Source organism: Glycomyces sp. TRM65418, from assembly GCF_019710475.1.
Classification (GTDB): Bacteria; Actinomycetota; Actinomycetes; order Mycobacteriales; family Micromonosporaceae; genus Glycomyces.
The window spans coordinates 109921-133788 of record NZ_JAJFAX010000010.1; the positions used below are offsets into that span (position 1 = coordinate 109921).

General features: G+C 73.0%; 26 protein-coding genes. 14 read left to right on the forward strand and 12 right to left on the reverse strand.

The genetic code is table 11. The features are described 5' to 3' along the window. The first annotated feature begins 5 nt into the window (after positions 1-5). Both K3N28_RS19800 and K3N28_RS19805 read left to right on the forward strand, forming a co-directional pair. Complete coding sequence (locus tag K3N28_RS19800) at positions 6-767, forward strand: GNAT family N-acetyltransferase (RefSeq protein WP_228094487.1); 762 nt, start codon at positions 6-8, stop codon at positions 765-767. Between the two features lie 272 nt (positions 768-1039). Further along, positions 1040-1270, forward strand: coding sequence for an alpha/beta fold hydrolase (locus K3N28_RS19805; RefSeq protein ID WP_228094488.1), 231 nt, complete (start codon positions 1040-1042; stop codon positions 1268-1270). Positions 1271-1322: 52 nt separating this feature from the next. Here the strand turns inward: K3N28_RS19805 and K3N28_RS19810 are convergent, their stop codons facing one another. The 3 genes from K3N28_RS19810 to K3N28_RS19820 all read right to left on the reverse strand — a co-directional run bounded on the left by K3N28_RS19810 (position 1323) and on the right by K3N28_RS19820 (position 2981). Beyond that, positions 1323-1550 (reverse strand): helix-turn-helix transcriptional regulator, encoded by a 228-nt coding sequence (locus K3N28_RS19810; protein WP_228094489.1) that lies wholly within the window; start codon positions 1548-1550, stop codon positions 1323-1325. Positions 1551-1552: 2 nt separating this feature from the next. Then, positions 1553-1987 carry a hypothetical protein gene (locus K3N28_RS19815; protein ID WP_228094490.1) on the reverse strand — a complete coding sequence of 145 codons (435 nt, stop codon included), beginning with the start codon at positions 1985-1987 and terminating at the stop codon, positions 1553-1555. Between the two features lie 163 nt (positions 1988-2150). Further along, a complete protein-coding gene (locus K3N28_RS19820) occupies positions 2151-2981 on the reverse strand; it encodes an alpha/beta fold hydrolase (protein ID WP_228094491.1) in 831 nt (276 codons plus the stop codon). Positions 2982-3109: 128 nt separating this feature from the next. On the opposite strand from K3N28_RS19820, the gene K3N28_RS19825 reads away from it, so the two are divergent. The 3 genes from K3N28_RS19825 (at position 3110) to K3N28_RS19835 (ending at position 5633) form a co-directional block, all read left to right on the forward strand. Further along, entirely contained in the window at positions 3110-3808 is a 699-nt protein-coding gene (locus K3N28_RS19825; protein WP_228094492.1) for a TetR/AcrR family transcriptional regulator C-terminal domain-containing protein, read from the forward strand. A 135-nt stretch (positions 3809-3943) separates the two neighbouring features. Further along, complete coding sequence (locus K3N28_RS19830; RefSeq protein WP_228094493.1) at positions 3944-4942, forward strand: NAD(P)-dependent alcohol dehydrogenase; 999 nt, start codon at positions 3944-3946, stop codon at positions 4940-4942. 70 nt (positions 4943-5012) lie between these two features. Further along, positions 5013-5633, forward strand: coding sequence for a dienelactone hydrolase family protein (locus K3N28_RS19835; RefSeq protein ID WP_228094520.1), 621 nt, complete (start codon positions 5013-5015; stop codon positions 5631-5633). A gap of 21 nt (positions 5634-5654) precedes the next feature. Here the strand turns inward: K3N28_RS19835 and K3N28_RS19840 are convergent, their stop codons facing one another. Further along, positions 5655-7934, reverse strand: a complete 2280-nt coding sequence (locus tag K3N28_RS19840; protein WP_228094494.1) for a beta-L-arabinofuranosidase domain-containing protein — start codon at positions 7932-7934, stop codon at positions 5655-5657. Positions 7935-8152: 218 nt separating this feature from the next. On the opposite strand from K3N28_RS19840, the gene K3N28_RS19845 reads away from it, so the two are divergent. The 4 genes from K3N28_RS19845 (at position 8153) to K3N28_RS19860 (ending at position 12047) form a co-directional block, all read left to right on the forward strand. Further along, the gene (locus tag K3N28_RS19845; RefSeq protein WP_228094495.1) at positions 8153-9355 is read left to right on the forward strand and encodes a sulfotransferase; all 1203 of its coding nucleotides are present in this window, start codon (positions 8153-8155) and stop codon (positions 9353-9355) included. A 210-nt stretch (positions 9356-9565) separates the two neighbouring features. After that, positions 9566-10240 (forward strand): DUF2306 domain-containing protein, encoded by a 675-nt coding sequence (locus K3N28_RS19850; protein WP_228094496.1) that lies wholly within the window; start codon positions 9566-9568, stop codon positions 10238-10240. Further along, entirely contained in the window at positions 10240-11376 is a 1137-nt protein-coding gene (locus K3N28_RS19855; RefSeq protein WP_228094521.1) for a sensor histidine kinase, read from the forward strand. Before K3N28_RS19850 ends, K3N28_RS19855 begins: the two co-directional genes overlap by 1 nt. Beyond that, positions 11373-12047 carry a response regulator transcription factor gene (locus K3N28_RS19860; protein WP_228094497.1) on the forward strand — a complete coding sequence of 225 codons (675 nt, stop codon included), beginning with the start codon at positions 11373-11375 and terminating at the stop codon, positions 12045-12047. Before K3N28_RS19855 ends, K3N28_RS19860 begins: the two co-directional genes overlap by 4 nt. A 163-nt stretch (positions 12048-12210) precedes the next feature. Here K3N28_RS19860 and K3N28_RS19865 read toward each other — a convergent pair whose 3' ends face one another. Next, positions 12211-12792 (reverse strand): TetR/AcrR family transcriptional regulator, encoded by a 582-nt coding sequence (locus K3N28_RS19865; protein ID WP_228094498.1) that lies wholly within the window; start codon positions 12790-12792, stop codon positions 12211-12213. 90 nt (positions 12793-12882) lie between these two features. Between K3N28_RS19865 and K3N28_RS19870 the strand changes: the two genes are divergently transcribed. Together K3N28_RS19870 and K3N28_RS19875 are read left to right on the forward strand one after the other, a co-directional pair. After that, a complete protein-coding gene (locus tag K3N28_RS19870) occupies positions 12883-13803 on the forward strand; it encodes a DMT family transporter (RefSeq protein ID WP_228094499.1) in 921 nt (306 codons plus the stop codon). A 41-nt stretch (positions 13804-13844) separates the two neighbouring features. Beyond that, positions 13845-14132 carry a hypothetical protein gene (locus K3N28_RS19875; protein WP_228094500.1) on the forward strand — a complete coding sequence of 96 codons (288 nt, stop codon included), beginning with the start codon at positions 13845-13847 and terminating at the stop codon, positions 14130-14132. Here K3N28_RS19875 and K3N28_RS19880 read toward each other — a convergent pair. The 7 genes from K3N28_RS19880 to K3N28_RS19910 form a co-directional block, all read right to left on the reverse strand. Beyond that, positions 14129-15319: a serine hydrolase gene (locus tag K3N28_RS19880; RefSeq protein WP_228094501.1), complete on the reverse strand. Its 1191-nt coding sequence runs from the start codon at positions 15317-15319 to the stop codon at positions 14129-14131. The two genes, K3N28_RS19875 and K3N28_RS19880, sit on opposite strands and share 4 nt — an antisense overlap. Before the next feature lie 195 nt (positions 15320-15514). Next, complete coding sequence (locus K3N28_RS19885) at positions 15515-15967, reverse strand: nuclear transport factor 2 family protein (protein ID WP_228094502.1); 453 nt, start codon at positions 15965-15967, stop codon at positions 15515-15517. 19 nt (positions 15968-15986) lie between these two features. Further along, a complete protein-coding gene (locus tag K3N28_RS19890) occupies positions 15987-16178 on the reverse strand; it encodes a ferredoxin (RefSeq protein ID WP_228094503.1) in 192 nt (63 codons plus the stop codon). Positions 16179-16189: 11 nt separating this feature from the next. Then, the gene (locus K3N28_RS19895) at positions 16190-17077 is read right to left on the reverse strand and encodes a pyridoxamine 5'-phosphate oxidase family protein (protein WP_228094504.1); all 888 of its coding nucleotides are present in this window, start codon (positions 17075-17077) and stop codon (positions 16190-16192) included. 53 nt (positions 17078-17130) lie between these two features. After that, a complete protein-coding gene (locus K3N28_RS19900; RefSeq protein ID WP_228094505.1) occupies positions 17131-17583 on the reverse strand; it encodes a VOC family protein in 453 nt (150 codons plus the stop codon). 202 nt (positions 17584-17785) lie between these two features. Next, positions 17786-18373: an ABATE domain-containing protein gene (locus K3N28_RS19905; RefSeq protein WP_228094506.1), complete on the reverse strand. Its 588-nt coding sequence runs from the start codon at positions 18371-18373 to the stop codon at positions 17786-17788. 118 nt (positions 18374-18491) lie between these two features. Beyond that, positions 18492-21221: a LuxR C-terminal-related transcriptional regulator gene (locus tag K3N28_RS19910; protein ID WP_228094507.1), complete on the reverse strand. Its 2730-nt coding sequence runs from the start codon at positions 21219-21221 to the stop codon at positions 18492-18494. Between the two features lie 85 nt (positions 21222-21306). On the opposite strand from K3N28_RS19910, the gene K3N28_RS19915 reads away from it, so the two are divergent. Genes K3N28_RS19915 through K3N28_RS19925 form a run of 3 tightly spaced genes read left to right on the forward strand, consistent with a single transcriptional unit; the run spans position 21307 to position 23845 of the window. Next, positions 21307-22281, forward strand: a complete 975-nt coding sequence (locus K3N28_RS19915; RefSeq protein ID WP_228094508.1) for an ABC transporter ATP-binding protein — start codon at positions 21307-21309, stop codon at positions 22279-22281. Then, on the forward strand, positions 22278-23057 hold the full coding sequence (locus K3N28_RS19920) for an ABC transporter permease (RefSeq protein WP_228094509.1): 780 nt from the start codon (positions 22278-22280) through the stop codon (positions 23055-23057). The genes K3N28_RS19915 and K3N28_RS19920 overlap by 4 nt, the downstream gene beginning before the upstream one ends. Beyond that, positions 23054-23845 (forward strand): ABC transporter permease, encoded by a 792-nt coding sequence (locus K3N28_RS19925; RefSeq protein ID WP_228094510.1) that lies wholly within the window; start codon positions 23054-23056, stop codon positions 23843-23845. Before K3N28_RS19920 ends, K3N28_RS19925 begins: the two co-directional genes overlap by 4 nt. The last annotated feature ends 23 nt before the right edge of the window (positions 23846-23868 follow it).

Here is a 23868-nt window from a genome sequence, read left to right on the forward strand (position 1 = left end):
CCGCCATGGCGATCGAGACGAACGCCCCCGAGCCCGTCGCGGGCCTCGACGAGGCGCCGCGGCTGCAGGCCCGCAATTCCGCGGCCTTCTGGGCCGCGACGGGCCGCTCCCGCGGGCACGAGGTGATTCGCCGCCGCGGCTTCCTCGCCGTCGTCGGTGACGAGCGTGCGGGCCTGCGCGTGCTGATCCAGGAACCCGGCCTCGCTGCGGACGAGGTCGACGAGATCGTCGCCATGGCCGGGAACGCCGAAGGCCCGGTGGACGCCGAGGACCCGTTCGGCGCCACCGATCTCGGCGCGCTGGGCTTGCGGCACTGGCAGATGCCGATCATGGTGCGCCCGGCCGGTCCGGTCGCCGAACCGGCGATGGAGGTGGTCCGGGCGGAGACGGAGGCCGACGTGCACGCGGCCGAGCGGGCCGTGATCGCGGGTTTCGAGCTGACCCGGTTCGAGCCCCATCGCGGCGGCGAGCTGTTCCCGATGGCGCTGCTGGAGGAGCCGGGCGTGGACGTGTTCGTCGCCCGCCTCGACGGCGAGGTGGCCGGGGCGTGCGTCACCGTGGCGGCCAACGGTTTCGCCAGCCACTACTGGGTCGGGACGCCGCCGGCGTTCCGCTCCCGCGGCGTCGGCCGGGCCGTGATGCTCGGATCCCTCGCCCACCTCGTCGGCCTGCCCGTCACGCTCACGGCCTCGCGCCTGGGCAGGCCGCTGTACGAATCGCTCGGATTCACCGCCGCCGCGCCGTCGACCTGGTGGTCGTCCCAATAGGACGGGCCTCAGGAGTCCGCGGACTCGATGAGGCCGCGCAGCACACGCGTGAGGACGCGGTCGAACAGCGCCGAGGACCGCCGCGACCGAACGCATCGTGACGGCCGCGAGGCCGTCGTCGTCGGCGATTCCCATTGCGGCGGCGATCCGGCGAGACTGAACTCGGGTGCGGGCCTCGGCCGCCTCGCCTGGGCCGGTCCCACAGACCGCCCGCGTCGGATGGGTTCCACGCCGCCCCTTTTCCACGTGGCAACGAGGCCCAGAGCCGCCAGATGGGTGCGCAGTGGAGCGGGCCGAGGCTCCGCGAACTGCGCAAGCCCTTGCTGGTGCTCCACGGTGAAGCCGACCAGATGCTCCGAGTGAAGGCGGGGAAGGCCGCCGCGGCGGCCGTCGAAGGCTCCCGCCTGTTGACCTTCCCCGGCGTCGGCCACGACCTCCCTGCGGCGCTGGCGCCCGTGATCGCGAGCGCCGTCAGGGAGAACGCGGCCCGTGCCGGGCTATGAGAGCAGCGGGTCGAGGGCCGCGATCACGGTTCGCAACGCGCCGGCGGACCGTTCAGCCGGTGATCGAGTCGTCGTAGCCGAAGACCTCGTCGAGCGGGACGCCGAAGACCCGCGCGATCTGGAAGGCCATCTCCAGGGACGGCGAGTACCGGCCCTGCTCGATCGCGATGACGGTCTGGCGGGTGACGTCGATGCGGTCCGCGAGCTGCGCCTGCGTCATCTCGCCGTTGGCGAATCGCAGCGCCCGGATGTTGTTGGTGACCTTTGTCCGCCTGCCCACGGTCAGCACCCTCGCCGGTAGCCGACGATCCTGGCGATCGACTCCGCGGAGGCCGCGACCGTGAAGGCGAAGTAGATCCCGCTGGCGATCCAGAAGTGAGGCGCCTCGACCATGGCCAGGGCGAACGGCACGAGCACGGCCGCGGCCAGCACGTAGAAGCCCGCGCGGACGCCGCGCTGCGCGATCAGGGTGTCGCGCTCGTCCTGCCGGTCGCGGCCCTTGCGCGGCGCGGGGGCGAGGAACATGTTGAGGACGATGGACGCGGCGACGGCGATGAGCAGCGGCCGCTGGAACTCGACGTCGGCGGCGGCGGTGTCGGCGAGGCGGTCGAGCATGACCGCCAGGTAGACGAGCGGGACGGCGACGGCGGTGGTCAGGTAGCCCCAGGCGTGGCGTTCGCCGTAGGGAAGTCGCGTGTGGCCTGCGGATGCGGTCATGATGGAGGGCTCCTCGGTGGTGGACCCCTATGAGAGTAAAGCATCGCTGACATGATGTCAAGTAAGCTTTACATTAGTCGATGTCGAGACGGAGGGCGGCAGGGCCGAGATGATGTCGACCATGCTCGGCGGCGCTGACGGTGATCGGTTGCGGGTCCAGGGGTCAGGGCTCGGCCGGGGTGCGGTCGAGGAAGGGCAGCACGAGTTCGGCCAGCTCGACCGGGGTCGTGTAGGTGGCGTCGTGCGGACTCCCGGGGATGACCGCCATCTCGCCGTGCGGCAGGAGGCGCACGACCTCGCGGACCCAGCGCTGCGTGGCCACCGCCTCCTTCGCGCCGCGAGTGACCAGGGTGGGCACCCGCACCTTCGGCAGGTCGTATTCGACGTGATGCTCCAGAGCGATCCCGAAGGTCCGCCAGGCCCGGCGGAGCCCGGCGTCGGCCAGGTCGCGAAGGATGATCGGCAGCTGGCTCGGGTCCTCGTACGGCAGGCCGCGCAGCCAGCGCAGCGCCTGCCGAGGGCGGGTGCGCGCGGCCGGGTCCATGGTGGGGCCCACCAGGACCAGGCTCCGGACCAGATGCGGGTGCCTGGCGGCGAGGGCGACGGAGATCTGCGTGCCGAAGGAGTTGGCGACCAGGGCGGCCGGCGCCTCGCCCGTGGCCTCCACCCACGCGGCGAGCCGGTCGGCCAGGGCGGGGACGCCGAGCACGGCCCCGGGCTCGCCGCTGAGACCGAAGCCGGGGAGGTCGACCGCGCGCACCGGGTACCGGTCGGCGAGCAGCGCGGCCAGCGGCATGAGGTAGCGGTGCGAGACGGCCATGCCGTGGACGAGCAGCACCGGGGCCTTGCCCGGCGGGTCGTCGCGCGTGGTCCGGCAGTGGATGTCGACGCCGTCCACGGTGGTCCAGCGGCTCACGAACCGCGCGTCCGGGCGCGGGGCCGCGGCGGCCAGGCGGTAGCGCTCGCGCATGCGGCGCCAGTTCCAGTCGTACATCGTTCCTCTTCAGGGCCAATCGTCCCCCGAGGGTACGCCGTCCGCCGCCGCGTCTGGCCGATTCCGGAGTGAGCCGGGCCGCTCGGGGCGGCTTACGCTGTACGGTACGGACGTCGGAAGGGGTGGTGATGGCGGGAAAGCGCACGGGCGCGTCGACCGGGACACAGGCGGGGCTGAGCCGCGAGCGGGTGCTGCGCTCGGCGGTCGCCATCGCCGACGAGCGCGGCCTCGCGGCGCTGACGATGCGGAGCCTGGCCGAATCGCTCGGGGTCGAGGCGATGTCGCTGTACCACCACGTGGCCAACAAGGAGGCGGTCCTGGACGGTCTGGTCGAGGTCGTCATGGCCGAGATCGAGGAGGCCGTAGCCGGGCTCGACGCGCCCGAGCCCGAGGACGACTGGCGGACGGCGATGCGGCGGCGCGTCCTCGCCGCGCGCGACGTGCTGCTGCGGCACCCTTGGGCGCCTTCGGTGTTCGAGACGCGGACGGGCACGAGTCTGGCGGTGGCGCGGTACTTCGACGGCGTGCTGGCGCTGATGCGCCGGGGCGGGTTCAGCTACGACCTGGGGCACCGCGCGCTGCACGCGCTCGGGAGCCGGGCGCTGGGCTTCTCGCAGGAGCTGTTCACCCCCGACGGCGCCGGGTCGCCGGCGGCATCGGAGGCGGCGGTGGCGGCGATGGCCGAGCAGGTGCCGCATCTGGCGGCGATGATCGCGGACGCGTCGCATGACGGGGCGGTGCTGGGATGGTGCGATTACCAGGCCGAGTTCGAGTTCGGGCTCGATCTGATCCTGGACGGCCTCGAACGCCTCCGCGCCGCTTCCTGACGCGTCCGAAACGCGTGGTGTCGGACCCGGCGGCATGCTGCGGCTTGACAGCCTTACATCGTAAGCCTAGAGTCAGTCTTACAACGTAAGCCGGCGTGTTCCAGAACGCGTCGCCGAGCACGCGGAGGAGCCGCCATGAGAGCCGTCGTCCAAGAGCGCTACGGACCGCCGGAGCAGGTGCTCCGGGTCAAGCAGATCGAACGGCCCGTGCCCGGCCCGGGGGCAGTGCTGGTCCGGGTGCGGGCCAGCAGCGTCAACACGCCGGACTGGGCCGCGGTCACCGGCGTCCCGTACGTGCTGCGGCTCCAGGCGGGTCTGCGCCCTCCCGCGGACGCGGTGCGCGGCAGCGACCTCTCCGGCGTCGTGGAGGAGGTCGGCGAGGGCGTCACCGACCTGCGGCCCGGCGACGAGGTCTTCGGCTCGGTCTGGGACGACGGGTTCACCAGCGCGGGCGCGTTCGCCGAGTACACGGTCGCGCCCGTGGAGCGGCTGGTCGCGAAACCGCCGGGGATCGGCTTCGAGGAGGCGGCGGCCGCGGTCATGTCCGGCCTGACCGCACTGTGCGCCGTGCGGGACACCGCGGGCGTGGAGCGAGGGACGAAGATCTTGGTCAACGGCGCTTCCGGCGGCGTCGGCACCTTCGCCGTGCAGATCGCGGCGCACTACGGCGCCGAGGTCACCGGCGTCTGCGGGCCCCGCAACGTCGACATGGTCCGCGAACTGGGCGCCCGCCACGTCGTCGACTACACGCGAGTGGACTTCACCCGAGCGCCCGAACGCTACGACGTCATCCTCGACAACGTGCTCAACCACCCGCCGAGCCGCACCGCCCGCGCCCTCGCTCCGGGCGGCGTGCTCATCCCCAACAGCCTCGGGAACAGCGGCGGGGTGTTCGCCGGGCTCGGGCGGATGGCCCGCGCCAAGCTGCTGGGCCTGGCGCGGCGCGCCGACGTCCGCTTCTCCCCCTGCGTCGTCGACCGCGAGCACCTCCGCGACCTCGGCGGACTGCTCGCCTCGGGCGCGGTCGCCACCGTCATCGACCGCGCGTATCCCCTCGAGGAGGCCGGGGCGGCCGTGGCCCACATGCTCGGGCACCACGCCCGCGGCAACGTCGCGGTCGCCGTGGCGGTCTGAAACCGGCGCGCCGGAGGGCATGACGCCCTCCGGCGCGGGGTACGCCTGCCGGATGAGCGAGGAGATCTTGATGATTCCGACGGGCTCCGGCGCACTCGAGGGGCGGCTGGCCGTGCCCGAGGACGCGCTGGGCATGGTGGTGTTCGCCCACGGCAGCGGATCGAGCCGCCACAGCGAACGCAACCGGTACGTCGCCGACGCCTTGTACGAGGCGGGGCTCGGGACGCTCCTGTTCGACCTGCTCAGAGACGAGGAGCAGCACCGCCGGTACGCGTTCGACGTACCGCTGCTGACCGAGCGGCTCACCGCGGTCACCAACTGGCTTCAGGACCGGCCGGGCCCGCAGAACGAGTGGATCGGCTACTTCGGTGCGAGCACCGGCGCGGCGGCGGCGCTCTCGGCCGCCACGGCTCCCGGCGTCGAGGTGCGGGCGATCGTCTGCCGCGGCGGTCGTCCCGACCTGGCGGTCGACGATCTGCCGAACGTCAGGACGCCCACGCTGCTGGTCGTCGGCGAACGCGACGAGGCGGTCCTGGACTACAACTACGCGGCGCAGCGGCTCCTGGGCGGGACCAACCGGCTCGCCGTCGTCCCGGGCGCGACGCACCTGTTCGAGGAGCCCGGCGCGCTGGAGTCCGTGGCCGAACTGGCCGGCGAGTGGTTCGCCGAGTACCTCGGCGCGATCGGTTGAAGGCGGCCGTGGGCACGCCGCTTACGGGGCGGCCCAACGGAGCAGGCGCACCGTGGTGACGCCGGGGGTCGGGCGGCCGTCGAGGGCCGTGAACTCGAGTTCGAGTTCGCCGGCCCGCGGCTCCTCGGTGAGCGGCCCGGGCAGGCCGTAGTCGCAGTCGAAGCCGCCGACGCCCTCGTCCCACCGCTCCTCGGCGAGGAGCACGCCGCCGAGCCGCACCGCGACCGCGGCGGGGCCGCCTTCGAGCCGGTAGCCGACGCGGAGCAGATGCCCCTGGCGGTCGGGGTCTTTGAGCGTCACGGCCATGGCCGCCGCGGTCCGGCGGGCGCGACGTCCGTCCCCGTCGACCGCGACCTCGGTCGCCTCGCCGCGGAAGCCGTGGTCGCTCTCGGGCTGCTGCTCGCCGAAGGCGACCTTGTCCACGGTCATCGCGTCGAGCGCGAGGGAATCGCGGTCGGCGGCGGCGAGCGCCGCCCGGCGTTCGTGCGTTCGCGACGCCTCGGCGACGGGCCAGTAGATCGTGTAGCGGCTGTCGTGCACGTCATGGAACGGGACCAGTTCCACGCCGCCGACCGGATCGGCGGTGGCGAGCCGGAAGCGAAGCGGCCCTTCCCGAGTGAGGACCTCGTCCGCGGGCAGGTCTTCGACGACGGGCACGTCCGCGAAGCCGAGCAGCGGGCCGCGGGCCACGTGGCCCATGCGGCTGTCGTCGGCGAGCAGCCCGGTCAGGTCCCGGTCGCCGTCGCGGGCCGCGAGGAGCACGGGCCCGGCGAAGTACGCCTGCCACGGCGAGCCGTCGGGCAGGCGCTCGGCCCGGAGCCGCAGCGGCAGGCGGAACGTGACCACGTCGCCGGGCTCCCAGGTCCGTTCGATCAGGACGGCCCCGGGGACCTGCTCGGCGGCGACCACGTCCCCGTTGACGGCGAGGTCGGTGAGGCCCTCGGTCCAGCCGGGCACCCGGAGGCGGAGCGGGAACGCGCGCGCCCCGTCCAGTTCGCACGCGAGGCGCACGTGTTCGTCGGCCGGGAACGCCGTCTCGATCCGGAACCGGCCGCCGAAGTCGGGGGCGTCCAGGAGCGCCGGGACGAACAGGTTCACCGCGAGGGCGCCCTCGTGTTCGCCGAAGACCCACTCGCCGTACTTCGCCTGCGCTTCGATGCCGGTGCCGACGCAGCACCACATGCCGAGCTCCGGCTGCGAGTAGACCCGGTAGTGGCGCGGCCGCATCGGGGTGAAGTAGACGAAGCCGCCCCGCTCGGGATGCTGGGAGGGCAGCTGGTGGTTGAGGATCGCGCGCTCGGCGAAGTCGAGATGGGCGGGTTCGAACGAGGCCTCGGCGAGCGCCTTGGTCAGTTCGAGCATGTTGTAGGTGTTGCAGGTCTCGGGGCCTTCGCGGTCCTCGATCATGTGCGAGAAGTCGTCCACGGCGTGGAAGTGCTCGCGGACGCTGTTGCCGCCGATGGCGACGGTGCGTCGCTCGACGACCTCGCGCCAGAAGAACCGTGCCGCCTCGTGGAGGTCGCGGTCGCCGCGGACCGCGGCGGTGGCCGCGTAGCCCACGGCCTTCGGGATCTGCGTGTTGGCGTGGCGCCCGGTCAGGGCGTCGCGCCGTTCCAGGAGGGGGTCGAGGACGGCGCGGTGCGAGAAGCGCAGGGCCATGTCCGCGTAGGCCTCGCGGCCGGTGAGCGCGGCGAGGTCGGCGAACGCCTCGTTCATGCCGCCGAACTCGGTGTCGAGCATGGCCTCGAACGCGTCGTCGTCCATGGTCGCGGCGATGTCGAGCCACCAGTCGGCCAGCCGGAGGACCACGGCGAGCGCGCGATCGTGGCCGAGCAGGCGGTGGGCGTCGATGAGGCCGGCGAAGGTCTTGTGCAGGTTGTACCAGGGAACCCAGTGGGAGCTGGAACCGAGCGACCGGGCCGCTTCGACGCCGCCGTGGCGCAGGCTCTCGAACAGCGCCGCGCCGCCGGGGACGCCGCCGACGTAGCCGGTGCCGAGGGCCTCTTGGGCGCGTTCGAGTTCACCGACCATGTGGTCCAGTCGCCGCCGCGGTTCGGGCTCGCCGGTGACGACCGCCAGGAGCGCCAGCGCGGAGAGGTAGTGGCCGCCGATGTGGCCGTCGAGCCCTGAGTCCTCCCAGTTGCCGTAGCTCGCGGCGCGCGGTCGGAGTCCGGCTTCGCGAAGGAACGGGGCGAGCAGCCGGTCGGGGTCCATCGCGAGGACGTACTCCAGGTCGGTGCGGACGGCGCGGGCGAGGGGGCCGTCGAGCAGCGCGACGCGGGCGAGCGGGAAGGGTTTCATCGTGGTCCCCTTGGTCGTGGTCCTGCCGCAGGATATGTACCGGTAAACCTGCGATGCCAACCTACCCGATCGGTCGCCGGCGACTGCGGCCCGTCCGCTCTTCGGGCCCCGCCGCCCCGCGTCCCGGCCGCAAGTCGACACTGGACCGACGGTGCCGGCCGTGCGAGAATGACGGGCATTCGGGCCGGACGAGGCTCTGAGGAACAGGATGCACCCCCATGCGCCGCAAGTCCGCCACCACGAGCGTCCTCAACGTCGCGCTGCAGCCGACGATGGCGAGCCGCCGCAATCCCGACAAGGTCTTCGACGGCCTCGTCGCGAAGGCCGAGCGGGCCACCGGAGGGAGCCGGGACGAGGTCCCCGACTTCGTCGACGGGATGCGGACGCTGATGCGCTGCTTCGCCGCCAGTCCGCGCCTGAGCCCCATGGGCTGGCAGTCCGTCCAGGGCGACCTGCGGATGCGCCTCGAGAACCGGCTGCGGGTCGCGCGCCTGGTCGCCGAGCATCCGGCGATCACCGAGGAGCCGATCGTGGACCCCGTGTTCATCGTGGGCCTGCCGCGGACGGCGACCACGTTGGCGCACAACATCATCGCCAAGTCCGCCGCCCACCGCGGCCCGGCGCTGTGGGAGTGGATGTTCACCGACATCGACCGCGGCGAGGAGGCCAGGCGCCGCCGCGTCAAACAGACCCGGCGGCTCGTGGGCACGTTCATGCGGCTGGCCCCGGCGTTCAAGACCATCCACCCGCTCGACGCCGAGAAACCCGACGAGTGCAACTACCTGCTCCCCCACGGCCACCAGCACCTCGCGCGCGTGCACATGCCGAAGTACTACGAATGGATGGAGCGGCGCGACGCCCTGCCGGACTACGAGTATCTGAAGCTGGCGCTGCAGGTCCTGCAGTACGGCCGGAAGCGCAAGCGCTGGATCCTCAAGTCCCCCATGCACCTCGACCACCTGCCCGAGATCCGGAAGGTCTTCCCGGACGCCAGGATCATCTGGACGCACCGGGACCCGATCACCGTGCTCGGCTCGCTGTGCTCCCTCGTGGAGTCCTCGCAGGCAATGCACGAGCACCGCCCCGACCTGGACGCCATCGGCGAGACGTGGCTGAAGCTGCAGGTGAACGCGATCGAGCGGGCCCGGAAGGCGCGCGTCGAGTGGCCTCGCGACGTGTTCGTGGACGTGCCCTACCCGTGGCTCGCCGCCGAGCCCCACGAGAAGGTGCCGATACTCTACGAGCGTATCGGGGCACAGTGGACCGAAGCGGACGCTCGGGCGCTCGACGGCGTCCTGGCGCGGCCGGGCGTCGGCCGCCAGCACGAGTACGAGCTGCGGCGGTACGGCCTCACGCCCCGGCAGGTCGAGCTCGCCTTCGGCGACTATCCGCGACTGGTGGAGAAACTGCGCCTCGAATGACCGCACCGGCTCGCGGGCGACCGTCGGGCGCGCGAACGTCCGCCCGGCCCTCGTCGCCGCGGCCGCGGACGGCCGGCACTTCGTCAAGGGCGCGGCTCATGGAGACACCCTGCGGCGACGGCACCGGCGAGGGCGTCCACGAGCGGACCGCACGGAGGACCGGCCACATGGCCGAAGCGGAGCGGTCGCCCCCGCGACCAGGATTGCGGTATGAACCCTCCCTCCGAACCCCGTCGCCGCGAGTGGCCGATCGCCGCCGGCCTCATCCTCCTCGCCCTCGTGCCCGTGCTCGCCGGGGCGGTGCGCATGGGCGACCTCGCCTCGGGCGCACCGGCAACGGCCGCCAACGCCCGCTTCGTGGAGATGCCGCTGCCCATCGTCCTGCACATTCTCGGGGCGCTCGTCTACTCACTCGTCGGCGCGTTCCAATTCCTGCCGAGCCTGCGGCGACGCCGCACGGCGTGGCACCGCTTCGCGGGGCGATACCTGCTGGTCCCCGCTGGACTCGTCGTGGCCGCGAGCGGACTGTGGATGACCGCGTTCTACGACACGCCCGCCATCGACGACGGCGCGGTCGCGATCTCGCGGTATGGCATCGGCGCCCTCATGCTCGCGTTCATCGTCCTCGGGGTCGCCGCGATCGCCCGCCGCGACTTCTTCGCGCACGGGGCCTGGATGACCCGGGCCTATGCGCTCGCCATGGGCGCGGGAACCCAGGTGCTCACGTCAGTTCCGCCCTTCCTCGTGTTCGGCGAACCCGACGCCCTGATGCGGCTCGTCCAGATGGACGCCGGGTGGATCCTCAACGCCCTGGTGGCCGAATGGGTCATCGCCCGTCGCCGGGCGGCGACGCGTCGGCGCACCCCGGCTACGGTCATCGCGTGATGCAGAGACCGACCGTGCCCCGTACGATCGCCGCCGCGTGGTCGCGCCCCCGGGCGGTGGGCGCCGAAGGCCCGCGGCCTCGGGACGTCGTGCTGGTGATCGCGGCGGCCGTGGTCTCCGTCATCGAGGGCGCGATGCGCCCCGATCTGGCGTGGCCCCTCACCACGACGGCAGTGACGCTCGCGATCCTGCCAGTGCTCCTGTGGCGGCGCACCCGTCCGCTGCTCGGCGTCGCGATCATGACCGGCTCGACCTCGGCCTTCGCACTCGCGAGCGCCATCGCGGGCGTCGAACCGAACGCCCTCGTCGCGACGTTCGTGCTGCTGGCGATGCCCTACGCGCTCTTCCGCTGGGGATCGGGGCGCGACCGCATCGCGGGCGCCGTCATCGTCGCGGTCGGCCTCCTGTTCTCGAGTTCGCTCAGGAGTGATCCTGTCGCGGAGGCGGTCGCCGGGGTCGCGTTCTTCGGCGGTGCCTGCCTGATCGGGGCGCTGCGGCGCGAGCGGCTGGAATCGCGGGCGCGGGAGCTCGACACGGTGCGGGCCCGCGAGCGCGAGGCGCTCGCCCGCGACCTGCACGACACGGTGGCGCATCACGTCTCGGCCATCGTGATCCGCGCGCAGGTGGCGGCCGCGGACCCGCGCGACACGGCGCGCGTGGTCGAGTCGCTCGGCGTCGTGGAGAGCGAGGCGCAGGCGGTCCTCGCGGACATGCGCTCGCTCGTGCGCACCCTTCGCGCGCCCGCCGACTACACGCCGACGGCGGGTCTGGACGAGCTCGCCCGCCTCGCCGATCCCGGGCCGCCGCCCGTGACCGTTCGGATCGACGCGTCCGACGACGTGCCGGGCATCGTCGCGTCGACCCTTTTCCGGATCGCGCAGGAGGGCGTCACGAACGCGCGCCGCCACGCCCGCGGCGCCACCGGGATCGAGGTGTCCGTGACCGTCGAGGCCGACACTGCGCGGATCGTCGTCCGTGACGACGGGGCCCCCGCTCGTCCCCCGTCGAGCGGCGGGCACGGGCTGCAGGGCATGGCGGAACGCTCGGCGCTCCTGGGCGGCGAGGCGGCCGCCGGCCCGGATCCGGCCGGCGGCTGGATCCTGCGCGCGTCCCTGCCGATGCGGGGGGCGGCATGATCCGCGTGCTCGTCGCCGACGATCAGGAGCCCGTGCGCACGGGCCTGCGCATGCTGCTCGAATCGCAGCCGGACATCGAGGTCGTGGGCGAGGCCGCGGACGGCGTGGAGGCGGTGCGGCTCGCGCAGCGGCTGCGGCCCGACGTCGCCCTCCTGGACATCCGGATGCCGCATCTCAACGGCATCGAGGCGACCTCGCTGCTCGCGGGTGAACGCATCGCCGATCCGATCGCGGTCGTCGTCATCACCACGTTCGACCTCGACGAATACGTCCACGGCGCGCTGCGGGCCGGGGCGAGGGGATTCCTGCTGAAGGAGTCGGGTCCGCAGCTGATCGGGGAGGCCGTGCGGGCCGCCGCGAACGGTGACGCCCTCATCTCGCCGCAGATCACGTTGCGGCTGCTCGGCGAGTTCTCGCGACCGGTCCGGCAGGCGCGGCAGCCGACCACGCCGCTCACCGACCGCGAGGAGGACGTGCTCGCGCTGCTCGCCACGGGCCTGACGAACAACGAGATCGGCGAACGGCTCTTCCTCTCGCTCGGCACGGTCAAGACGCACATCGCGGGCGTCCTCACGAAGCTCGGCCTGCGCAACCGCGTCGAGGCGGCGATGTGGGCGTACGAATCGGGCCGCGTGCGCGGCGATCCGCCGGGACACGTCGACCGCTGCTGACACGGCGCGAGCGCTGCCGGAGCCGCCGGACGCGCGCTGGGCCGCAGTCGAATCCGGGCTGAACATCCGTGACCGCTTCGAGGGCCGTCGTCGCGCTCGGCCCGGCGTCACATCGTCCACTACGGTCACTGCCGACCACGGCTCTCGTCACCGCGGCCGTTTTCTACTCGGCCCGGTCGACCATGCGGCGGGCCGCGTGCCGGGCCCGCTCGACGGCGTCCGCGATGCCGCCGACGTCGCTCATCACCACGGCGCCTTCGTGAAGGAGCAGCAGTTCGACCGCCGCGTCCGCGGCGTCGTCGATTCCGGCCTCTTCCAGCAGCTCGGCGAATCTGGCCCGAAGCCACTGCTTCTGGGCGAGCGCCAGCTCCCGGGCCGGATGGTCGGGTCCGGTCAGCTCCGCGCGGGCGTTGATCATGGCGCACCCGCGGTCGCCCATGGCGCGCTGCCATGCCTCGAGCGAGTCGAAGACGGCCACCACGGCCTCGCGGGGGTCGGCGGCCGCTTCGACGTGGCGGTCGACCACCGCGCGCCACCGCTGGTCGCGCTCGCGCAGGTACGCCACGACGAGGTTGTCCTTGGAGCCGAAGCGGTCGTAGATGGTCTTCTTGGTGACCCCGGCCTCGGCGGCGATGAGATCGACGCCGACGCCGGTGATGCCCCGCTGATAGAACAGGCGGGCGGCGGTGTCCAGGACCCGGCGGGCCGCGCGGGTCATCCGCGGTTCCACGACAGTGTCGGTCATCACGGTGCTCCTCTCGAAACTCCACTGGAAGTATACCTACCGGTATAGCTACGGTGTGTATACCGATCGGTTTAATCTCGAGGAGATCTGATGCGCACCTCCGACCGGCTCTGGGCGACCGCGTTCGTCGTCCTGTGGAGCTCCGGCTTCATCGGCGCCGAGCTCGCCACCCGCCACGCTTCGGCGCTCACCGTCCTCAACTGGCGTTTCCTGCTGCTGGCCGGACCGGCGCTGGCCTGGATCGCCTGGCGCGGGCGGTGGCGGCGCTACACCGCCCGCGACGTCGGCGTCCACGTGCTCGTCGGCGCGCTCGCGCAGGTGGGCTACCTCTACGGCGTCGTCATGGCCGCGCAGCTCGGCGTCGGCTCCGGCACCACCGCGCTCATCGCGAGCCTGCAGCCCGTCGTCACGGCCGCCGCGGCCTACCTCGTGCTCGGCGAACGGGTCCGGGCCGCCCAGATGCTCGGGCTGGCGATCGGCTTCGGCGGCGTCGCGCTGGTCATCTCCGCCGACTACGCGGGCGGCGACGCGGCGCTGTGGGCGTACGCCCTCCCCGTCGCCGCGATGCTGAGCCTGGTCGCCGCCACGGTGCTGGAACGGCGCACTCGGCCCCGCAGCCTCGGCCAGCTCGACGCCCTCGCGGTCCAGTTCCTCACCACCGCGTCCGCCTTCGCCGCGATCTCGGCGGCCTTCGGCGAGTTCGCTCCCGCCCCCACTTCGGGGTTCTGGCTCTCGGTCGCCTGGATGACCGTGCTGGCGGGCGTCGGCGGGTACGGCACGTACTGGGTCGTGGTGCGCCGCAACGGGGCGACCGTGGCCGCCACGCTGCTGTACTTCACGCCGCCCGCCACGATGCTGTGGGCGTGGGCCATGTTCGGCGACGAGCTGAGCGGGCTGGCGTGGGCGGGCCTCGCCGTCACCGCGGTCGGCGTCGCCTTCGCGATCGGCAGAGGCCGCCGGAACGAAGAGCCCTCGGTATCGAGAGGACCGAGGATCGGCGCTCGGGCCTGAGGTCCACGCGGAGCCGCGGTGCGAACCGCGGCTCCGCTTCCTTGCGCACCAGGGCGCGCGTTCAGGGCTCAGGCCTGGTCGGCCTCGGCGGGGACGTCCAGGCCGCGCCCGCGGCGGCGGTGACGCCCTTCGCCGACGACGGTTTCGTCGAGGACCTCGGGCCGGAGCGGTGCCGACTGGTCGCGGGCTCATGGTCGTGGGCGGCGCTGGCCGCCGCGATCGGCCGGTTCGACGCGGACGTCGAGGCCGTGCGCCCGCCCGAGCTCGCGCGGGCCTTCGCCCGCCTCGCCGAACGGTTCGCCGCGGCGGCCGACCGCGATCGGCCCTAGGAGGCGGTCCCGCACAGACCGGCGGCCAGGAGGCCGAACAGCGCCTCCTCGAAGGCCGCCGGGTCGGCGTGGCCGTGCTTGTCGTCGAGGCTCCACGAGAGCGTGATCTGGCGTTCGCCGTCGAAGGAGTGGAACGTCCGGGTCTGGTGGCCCATGCCGTCGCCGGCGTGGCCGATGAAGAGCTCCTCGGGGTCGTCCGGGCAGCCCATCGTGACGCCGCCCAGGCCGAGCCCGTACTGGAAGCCCGTGCCGGTCTCGACGAACGCGGCGGCCTCGGCGAGCTGCTCGTCGGTGAGCAGTGTGCCGTCGGTGAGCGCGTCGTAGAACTCGTTGACGTCCCCGACAGTGGAGACGACGCCGCCCGACGCGCCCAGCTGCGAGGGGGAGACCGCGGTGGCGTCGAAGTACGGCTCGTCGGCGTCGCCGGTGGTGATGTACGGGACGGAGTGGCGGCCGCGGATGCCGGAGCCGTGGTCGTGCGGGTAGTAGGTGTGGCGGAGTCCGGCGGGCTTGAAGATGCGGTGCTTGAGCTCGTGGCGGAGGCTGTGGCCGGTGCGCTCCTCGATGAGCAGGCCCAGGACCGCATAGCCGGTGTTGGAGTAGGACCAGCCCTCGCCGGGCGCGAACAGCGGCGGGTCCTGGGTGGCGAGGTCGATCAGCTCCTCGGGCTCGTAGTGGGTCCGGTAGCCCTCGCGGACCTCGGTGAGGTCGCCTTCGGCGAGGCCCGGATACAGGGCGCCGACCCACTCCGGGACGCCGCCGGTGTGCTGGAGGAGCTGGCGGATCGTCGGCTGCTCGTCGTAGGGCAGGATCCCGGGCAGGTGGTCGCCGATCGGATCGTCGAGGTCCAGTCGGCCCTCGCCTTCGAGTTGGAGGACGATCGCGGCGACCATCGACTTGGTGACGCTGCCGATGCGGACCCGGTCGCCGGGGCGGGCCTGCGGCGCGTTCGCGTCGAGGTCTCGGGCGCCGGCCGCTCCGTTCCAGGCGTCGTCGCCGTCGCGGACCTCGACGAGGACCGATCCGGCGGTGAGGGCGGCGACGTCGGCGAGCCGGTCCTCGAGGACCTCGGTGTCGAGCCCGCCGGTCTCGGGACCGGCGGGCTCGGCAGAGGCGAGGTGCGCGGCGGTGAGCGCGCCGACGAGTCCGAGCACCGCGACCGCGGCGGGGATCATGCGTTTTCTCATGCTCGAACCGTATGGGCCGCGACCACATCAGACGATCCTGCGGACCCCCCGAGCGCGGGTACGGCCTGCCCTACCATCGGTCCGCCTCGGGCACGCGGAACGCGACCCGTTGGGGGGGAGGCCCTCCGGGGGAACGGTCACCGTGATGCGGCCCCGGTGCCCGCCGGCCCGGCGTGGTCGGGCCGGCGTCGGCGGTCATCGGAGCGGGATGGGGTCGGTCTCGGTCGCCGGGCGCGGGCCGAAGAGGCGGCGATCGGCCTCGGTGATGCGGACGTCGTTGATGCTGGCCTCGCGGCGGCTCATCAGGCCTTCGGGGGTGAACTGCCACAGCTCGTTGCCGTAACTGCGCCACCACTGGCCTTCGGCGTCGTGCCATTCGTACTGGAACCGCACGGCGATCCGGTCGTCGATGAAGGCCCACAGGCTCTTGCGCAGGGCGTAGTCCTGCTCCCGCTCCCATTTGCGGGTCAGGAACCCGACGATCTGGTCGCGCCCGGAGACGAACTGGTCCCGGTTGCGCCACACGGAGTCCGGTGTGTAGGCCAGCGCGACCCGGTGCGGATCGCGGGTGTTCCAGGCGTCCTCGGCGGCCTGCACTTTCCGTGCGGCGGTCTCGGCGGTGAAGGGGGGCAGCGGCGGACGGGTCATCTTCGGTTCTCCTTTGCAGTCAGTTGTCGTCGAGGAGGATGGCTTTGACGGGGCAGGAGCGCGCGGCGAGCTCGACGTCGGGCCAGAGGGCGTCGTCCGGTTCGGCGTCGTAGACGAGCCGGTCGTCCTCGTCGAGTTCGAACACGTCCGGCGCGGCGAAGACGCATTGGGCGAGGACCTGGCAGCGGCTCCGGTCGACACGGACTTTCATCGGGGTTCCTTTCAGGCGGGGTTGAACTTGGAGTACCGCTGGAAGGACCAGCGCAGCGGGAGTCCGCCGTCGACTTGGACGACGCGGTCGAGCGTGAAGTCGACGAGGCGCTGGGCGCCGGGCACCGCGGCGGCGCGGCGGGGGTCCCAGTCGACGCGGGCGGTGCCGGTCAGGTGCAGGCTCCGGCCGCGTTCCCAGTCGAGGAACAGCAGGCCGCAGCGCGGGTCGAGTTCGAGGTTGCCGAGGGTCATGTACATCGAGTTGCCGCTGTAGTCGGGCCACGTGAGGCCGCCGTCGCCGGTGAGGGCGATGAAGCCGGGGTTGCCGCCGCGGTGGGAGGTGTCGGCGCCGAGTCCGGCGGCGCGGGTCGTGATGAAGAAGGTGTCGGCCGTCGCGATCCATGCCCGCTGCTCGGCGGTGAGGCGAGCGGAGGTCCGGGACTCGGCGGGTCCGGTCGGCGGCTCGGTCTCGTCGACGATGCGGGTCTGGATGTACTTGGGGCAGTTGGAGTAGACCTGCTCGGTGCGGATCTCGAAGCGGTCGCCGACGCGGCGGGCGACGCCGTTGACGCGCATCCTCCGGCGCGTGGCCGGTTCGATCGCCAGCATGCCCAGGTCGCGTTCGGTCGCGAAGAGCCCGCCGAGGGGGTCGGGGGCGGTGGGGGCACGGTCGATGGCGACGGCCCGCTCCCCCGCTGCGCGCATGAATCCTTCGGGTCCGGCGAGGGCGGTGGCCCAGACCGCGCCCTCGTCGTCGGCGGCGCCGATCACGACCATCCGCTGCCGCGCGAGGAAGGCGGCGGCGACCGGCGGGATGGCCGCGTCGACGCCGGCCGAGCCCCAGTTCTCCACGCTGATGCCGGTCCGGCGCTGCACGGCGCGTTCGCCTTGGTGGTACATGGGTCTCCTTTCGCGGCGTTCGCGGGCCCGCGGGCCCGCGAACGCCGTGTGGTCTAGAAGAAGCCGCAGGTGGGTGCGCCCGCGGTGGGAGCGGGGGCGGTGTCGGCGCCGGACGGGGCGTAGATCTCGAGGCGGATGCCGTCGGGGTCGGTGAAGAACAGCCCGCCGGAGCCGGCGCCTTCGCCGTGGGGCACGACGCCGTCGTAGAAGAGGTCGACGCCGGCGTCCTTGAGGGCCGCTTCGGCGCGCCGGACGGTCTCGATGTCGGGGGCCTGGAACGAGAGGTGGTGCAGCCCAGGGCGGTCGGCGTTGAACGCGCCGTCGCTCTGCTGCCACAGGGTGACGACGATGTCGCCGTCCTGGCCGAGGAAGGCGTACCGGTGCTCGCCTTCGGTCTGGGCGCCGATGAGGCCGAGCCCGAAGATGTCGCGGTAGAAGTCGATCGACCGGGAGAGGTCGGTGACGTTCAGTCCGATGTGTCCCGTGTTCAGGGTCGTGGCGCTCATGGGGGCCTCCGTGTGCAGTCGGCGGGCTCGCGCCCGCAAATTCTAACGGTTGTTCCGTTAGAAGAAGCTTTCCATGAGCTTCTAATGATTGCAACGACATCAAGCGTTAGATTTCTGTGACGGTGGTCTCCCTCGGGGGCCTCGTCCCGGCGAGCGAAAAGCGCCGCACGACCAGAGGTCGCGCGGCGCTTGGGCGGTGGGATCAGTCTTGTTGGGAGGTGCGGTGGCGGGCGTAGTGGCGCGCCGCTCGGGCGCGGTTGCCGCAGCCCGCACTGCACCACCCGCGGCGCGGGTGGTCTTTGACGAAGTAGAGGACGCACCCGGGGCCGTAGCAGGCGCGCAGGCGCTCGCGTTCGGGACCGGTGAACAGCTCGATGGCTTGGACCGCAAGGGCGGCGAGGCAGCGGTCGGCGGGGGCGGCCGCGGTGCCGGGTCGGCGGGCCAGCCGGCCCCCGTCGAGCGCGAGCAGCGGCCAGGCGGGCGCCTGCGCGGCGGCCCGGTTGACTTCGGCGACGGCGGATTCGACTTCGCGCATCGCCGAGGCGGCGGCGGGCCGGTCGTCGTCGGTGAGGAACGCGGCCAGGCGCCGCAGGGCGTCCCGGAGCGCGCGGAAGCGTTCGAGGTCGGCCTCACCGATTTCGGCGCCGACGGCGCCGGGGTCGATCGTTGCGAGCCAGACGCGCAGGTCGTCCACGGTTTCGAGGTCGTCGTGGAGGCGGCCGCGCTCGGCCCAGACCGTGTTCGTCAATCGGATCGGCGCCGGCTCGCCGGGCAGCAGTAGCGCAGGCATCTTCTAACGGTAACACTCGTGTCCATGCATTACGAATCGCTCGGGCGGGGCGCGGTCGGAAGGCGCCGTCGCCGACCGGTCGGTGCGGTGCATGACGACGAGGAGCGCGCCCGCCTCGTCAATCGCCGGTTCCGGTCGGATCCAATCGGCCTTGGAGGAGCTTCGCCACGAGTTCGGTCCGGCTGGCGGCTCCGGTCTTGGCGAGGACTCGGGACATGTGGACCTCGACGGTGCGCTGCGAGATCCCCAGCGCAGTGGCGATCTGCCGGTTCGAGCGCCCTGCCGCCGCCGCCTGCAGCACCTCGGCCTCCCGGGTCGTCAATGCGACCGTCGCGGACGCCGCCCGCAACCGCCGCAGGCGGTCCGAAGCCCGATCGCGGCGCCATCCGGGCCAGCGTCCCAGCAGGGCGACCGCTTCCCGGGCATGGGCTTCCGCGCGCCGGCGGTCTCCGGACCGCTGGGCGGCCTCGGCGGCGAGATCGTGTGCGACGGCCTGGTACACCGGCGGGCCCTGCGCCGCGGAGTCGACGAGCGCGCGAGCGCCGGCCCAATCGCCGAGTCCGAGGCGCGCCGTCATCCACATGAGATCGGCGGACGGTTCGCTTCCGGGGCCGGGGACGGCGCCGAGGCAGTCGATGACGAACCGCCGCGCCGCGTGCGGCTCGACGCCGCCCTCGATGGCGAGGCGGGCGACGTCGAGGACGCGGTAGTCGCGCCGTTCGTGGAGCGCGGGAGGGACCGCGTCGCGGTAGGCGCGCATCGCGGCCTCGACGCGGGCGCGTCCGCCTCGGCGGGCGGCGATCGCCACGGCCGTCCAATGCGGATAGGTGATCACCCAGCCCTGGTCCATGCCGGCGACGAGTGCGAGGCCCTCCTCGCACAGCCGCTCGGCCGCTTCGAGGTCGTCGCGTTCGACCGCGAGGAGCCCGGCCTTGGCGGCGAGCACGGCGCGCTCGTGCGGGTCGGGTTCGACGCGCACGCGCGCGGCGAGCAGGCCCCAGGCGCGGTCGAGGTCGCCGAACGCCACCGCGGCGTCGGCGCCGGAGCGGACGATCTTGCCGCCCCAGACCGCCATGCCCAGGTCGCCGGTCGCGGCCACACCCTGCTCGAACAGCTGCCACGCCTGCCGCTCGGGAAGCTCCCGCAGGTGGATCGCGAGGAGGTTGTTCACGGCCCGGCTGAGCGTGCGGAGGTCGCCGTCGGCTTCGGCGTCGCGCCAGATGCGCCGCAGCCCGGCGACCGCGCCGTCGGCGTCGCCGACGTCGTGCAGGGCGGTCGCCCGGCTGATCTCCATCGAGCGACGCTCGGCTTCGAGTCCGTGTCGGGCGCAGAGCGCGGCCGCCTCGTCACATATCGCGAAGATCGCCTGCGGGTACTCGCTTCGGATCAGGGCCATGCCGCGTCCGGCGAGGCAGCGGGCGTGCTCGGCGCTGCCGGGCGCCGCGAGCGCCTGGGCCGTGTCGAGATGCGCCTGCTGCTCCGCGGTGCGGCCTTGGTGCCAGGCGAGTTCGGCGAGTCGCAGGTGGTTCGAGCACTGCACCGCGGCGTCTGCGGCGATCGCCGCCAGACGCTCCGAATGGACCCGACCGGCTTCGAAATCGCCTGCCAGGAGGGCCGCCTGCCCGGCGATGTCGAGCAGTTCGACGTGATCGGGCGCTGAGCGCAGCGCGGCCTCGGCGGTCTGCTGCGCCGATTCGGCGAGCCAGGAGTCCAGTTGCCGCCGTGCGGTGCGCGCGGCGGCCGCGACCGCCGTCGCCGTCTCACCGACCGCCAAGGCGTGCACCGCGATCGCGGCATCGTCCCCGCGCTCGCGGGCGGCGGCCAGCGCGGCGCGGTGCACGGCTTCCGCTTCGGCGGGCAGCGCCGTGGCCGCGAAGGCCTCCCGCATGAGGGCGTGCGCGAACCGCACCGTGGCGCCGTCGACCCGCAGGACGCCTGCCGCGACGAGCGCCGGGAGCCCTCGCTCGAAAGACGGAGGGCCGAGCACCTCGGCGGCGACCGCGGCTTCGACCTGCTCGCCCAGCAGTGCCAGGCCCCTGGCGAGCGTCCAGGACGCCCGGTCCTCTCCGGCGAGGCGGGCCCGTACGAGGGCCGCCAGGTGGCCCGGCAGCGGGGCCGTGCCGCGGATGCCGGAGTTGGCCAGTTCGGTGACCCAGAACGGGTTGCCGCCGGTGCGCCTGTGGATAGCGCGCGCCTCGGCGCGCGGCACGGGCTCGCCGGTGAACGCGCCGACGAGCGCGCCCGTCTCATCGGGCGTCAAGTGCCGCAGCGCGACCCTGACGCGGGAGCGGGCGCCTTCCAACCGGGTGAGCACGCGCGCGACCGCCTCGGGGTGGCGGGCCTCGTCGGGTGCGCGGCTTCCGGCGAGCAGCATCGCCGGGAGTTCCCATTCGGCGGCCATCGCCGACCAGAGCGCGAGGCTCTCGGGGTCCAGCCAGTGCAGGTCGTCGACGACGATCAGCGCCGGCCCGTCGCCGACGATGCGGCGGAGGGTGGTCATCGCGCCGCGCAGGAGCACTCCGTCCGGCAGTCGCATCGGGGCCTCCACCGGTTCCTGCCGCAGCATCCGCCACAGGCGCGGGTCGGTCCCTTGAGGAGCGTCGCGTCCGGCGGTCGCGGCGGCGAACCAGTCGTGGGGCGCGGTCCCGTCCGCGCGTGCGGTGCCGACGAGCAGGGTGGTCGGGGCGACGGCGTCGGCCGCTTCGCGCAGCAGCCGGGTCTTGCCGATGCCCGCCTCGCCGACGCACGCGACCGCGACCGGGCCGCCGCCGTCGGCGGCGAGCCGGTCCCAGGCCGCGGTGATCCGCGACAGCTCGTCATCGCGGGCGATGAACGGGGACACGGGCATGGCCCAAGGCTAGCCGCGGCGGCCGGGGCGCGCATACGCGAAACCACGTATGGCGGGCCTCGCGGGCGGCCCGCACGCTGGAGGCATGACGATCACCGGAATCGACCCGCCCGCGGTCGAAGTGAGCGGCCTGACCCGCGTCTTCTCCGGCGGGCGCGGCAAGGCCGATCATCGGGCGCTCGACGCCTTCGACCTCACCGTCACCCCGGGCGAGGTCCACGGCCTGCTCGGCCCGAACGGCGCGGGCAAGACCACCTTGTGCAAGATCCTCTCGACCGTGCTGCTGCCGACCTCGGGCACGGCGCGCGTGCTGGGCCTCGACGTCGTCGCCGACGCCAAGCGGGTGCGCCCGCTCCTCGGCATCGTGTTCGGCGGCGAGCGGGGCCTGTACGCGCGCATGACCGCCGGTCAGAACCTCCGCTTCTGGGCCGCGCTGTACGGGCTCGGGCGGCGAGCCGGGCGGGCGCGCGCGGCGGAACTGCTCGACCGCGTGGGCTTGAGCGCTCGCGCCGACAATCGGGTCGAGACCTTCTCGCGCGGCATGAAGCAGCGGCTCCACCTCGCCCGCGGGATGATCGGCGACCCTCGGGTGCTGATCCTGGACGAGCCGACCGTGGGCATGGACCCCGTCTCCGCCCACGAGTTCCGCGAACTCGTCGAGGAGCTGCGCGCCGAAGGCCGGGCCGTCCTGTTGACGACGCACGACATGGCCGAGGCCGAGGCGCTGTGCGACCGGGTGTCGTTCATCGACGGCGGACGGCTGCTGCGCTGCGAGGACCCGCGCGTGCTCGGGGAGCTCCTGTCCCGGCACGAGCGGGTGCGCGCCACCGGCGTCCCCGAGGCGCTGGCGGACCGGATCGCCGAACTCCGCGGCGTCGAGGCGGTCCGGCGCACCGGCCCCGGGGCGATCCTGGTGGAGACCGACCGGGACGGCGCGGCGCTTCCGGTGCTGCGCATGCTCGTCGAGGCCGGGACCACCGACGTGTCCACCGCCCCGCCCACCCTCGAAGAGGTCTACATGCACCTCATCGGCGACCGCGGCATGGCGGTCCGCTCATGAACGCCGCCCTGCCCGCGTTCGGCGCGGCCGTCCGGTTCCAGCTCGGCGCGTTCCGGCGCGACCCCGGCACGCTGCTCATGCTGGCGACCGCGCCGTTCTCCGCCGTCATCCTGCTGTCGGTCACGCAGCACAGTGGACGCCCTGACTTGGCGCCGTACGCGCTGCTCGCTCCGGCGATCATGACCGCGATGGGCATGGCCGTCATGGAAGCGGGCGAGACGATCTTCCGCGACCGCGCCGCCGGCGTCCTCGAAGCGCTGCTCACCACTCCCGCGTCACTCGCGGTCGTCCTGCTCGGACGGATCTCGGCCATCACGGCGGTGAGCCTCGTCGGCATCGCCGAAAGCTGGCTGGTCGGCGCCCTCGGGTTCGGCGTGGTGGTGACCGTCGCGCATCCGCTCGTGTTCGCGGCGACGCTGCTCGCGACCGCGTTCGGCATCGCCGCCACGGGCGTGCTCATGGCGTCGGTCTTCGTGATGGGCCGCGACGTCCGCAGCTTCCAGAACTCGGTGACCTTCCCGTTGTACCTGCTCGGCGGCGCGATGGTCCCGGTGACGCTGCTCCCGGCGGGCCTGGAGGCGCTGTCGCGGGCGCTCTTCCTGTCCTGGGCGACCGACCTGCTGCGAGACAGCCTCGCGCCCGCGCCGGTCGACGCGTTCGGCTGGCGACTGGCGGCCGTGCTCGGCCTCGGGGCGGCCACGGCCGCGGCCGGATTCGGGGTCATGCGGGCCCTCGTGCGGCGCGTCCGCCACAACGGAACGGTGGGATTCGCGTGAACGCGGCGGCGGTACTGCGGCAGACGGCGTGGTCGGGCTGGACCGACCTGCGCTCGGTGTACACCCCGACGAACTGGGCGTTCGGGTGGATGGTCCGGGTGCTGTGCCAGGTGGTCTTCTACTCGATGCTCGGCACGCTCCTCGGCGACCCGGAGCGGACGCGGTTCCTGCTGGTCGGGGCGGCGGTGTTCATCGCCGTCAACGAGACCATGATGACCTCGGCGTCCACGACCTGGGAGCGCTCGAGCGGCACGCTGTCGCTGCTCGCGGCCGCACCCGCGGGCATGGTCCTGGTGCTCGCCGCGCGCAGCTGGTTCTGGATCGCCTCGGGCACGGTCTCGGCCTCGGTCGCGCTCGTGGTGCTGGCGCCGGTGTTCGGCCTCGATCTCGGCGTCGCGGAGGCGCTGACGGCGGTGGTGCTGATCTTCGCCACGGCGCTCACGAACTACGCCGTCGGGTTGTGCTGCGGGAGCCTGTCGCTGCGCTTCCATCAGCTGCGCAACGTGTTCGCGAACATCACGCTGCTGACCATGACGGCGTTCTGCGGCGTGATGGTGCCGACCTCCTACTGGCCCAAGGGCCTCCAATGGTTCGCCGAGCTCTTCCCGGCCGCGCACGGACTGCGGGCGGTCCGCCTGGCGCTCGCGGGCGCGGACGCCGGCGCAGTGCTCGCTCAGGTGGGCTGGGCGTTCGCGACCGCCGCGGGCTGGCTGGCCCTGGCGTCGCTGTCGCTCTGGTGGTTCCACGCCGACGCCAGACGCACCGGCTCCATCGATTTCGGAGACTGAACACGGTCGAAGTCCGCAAACGG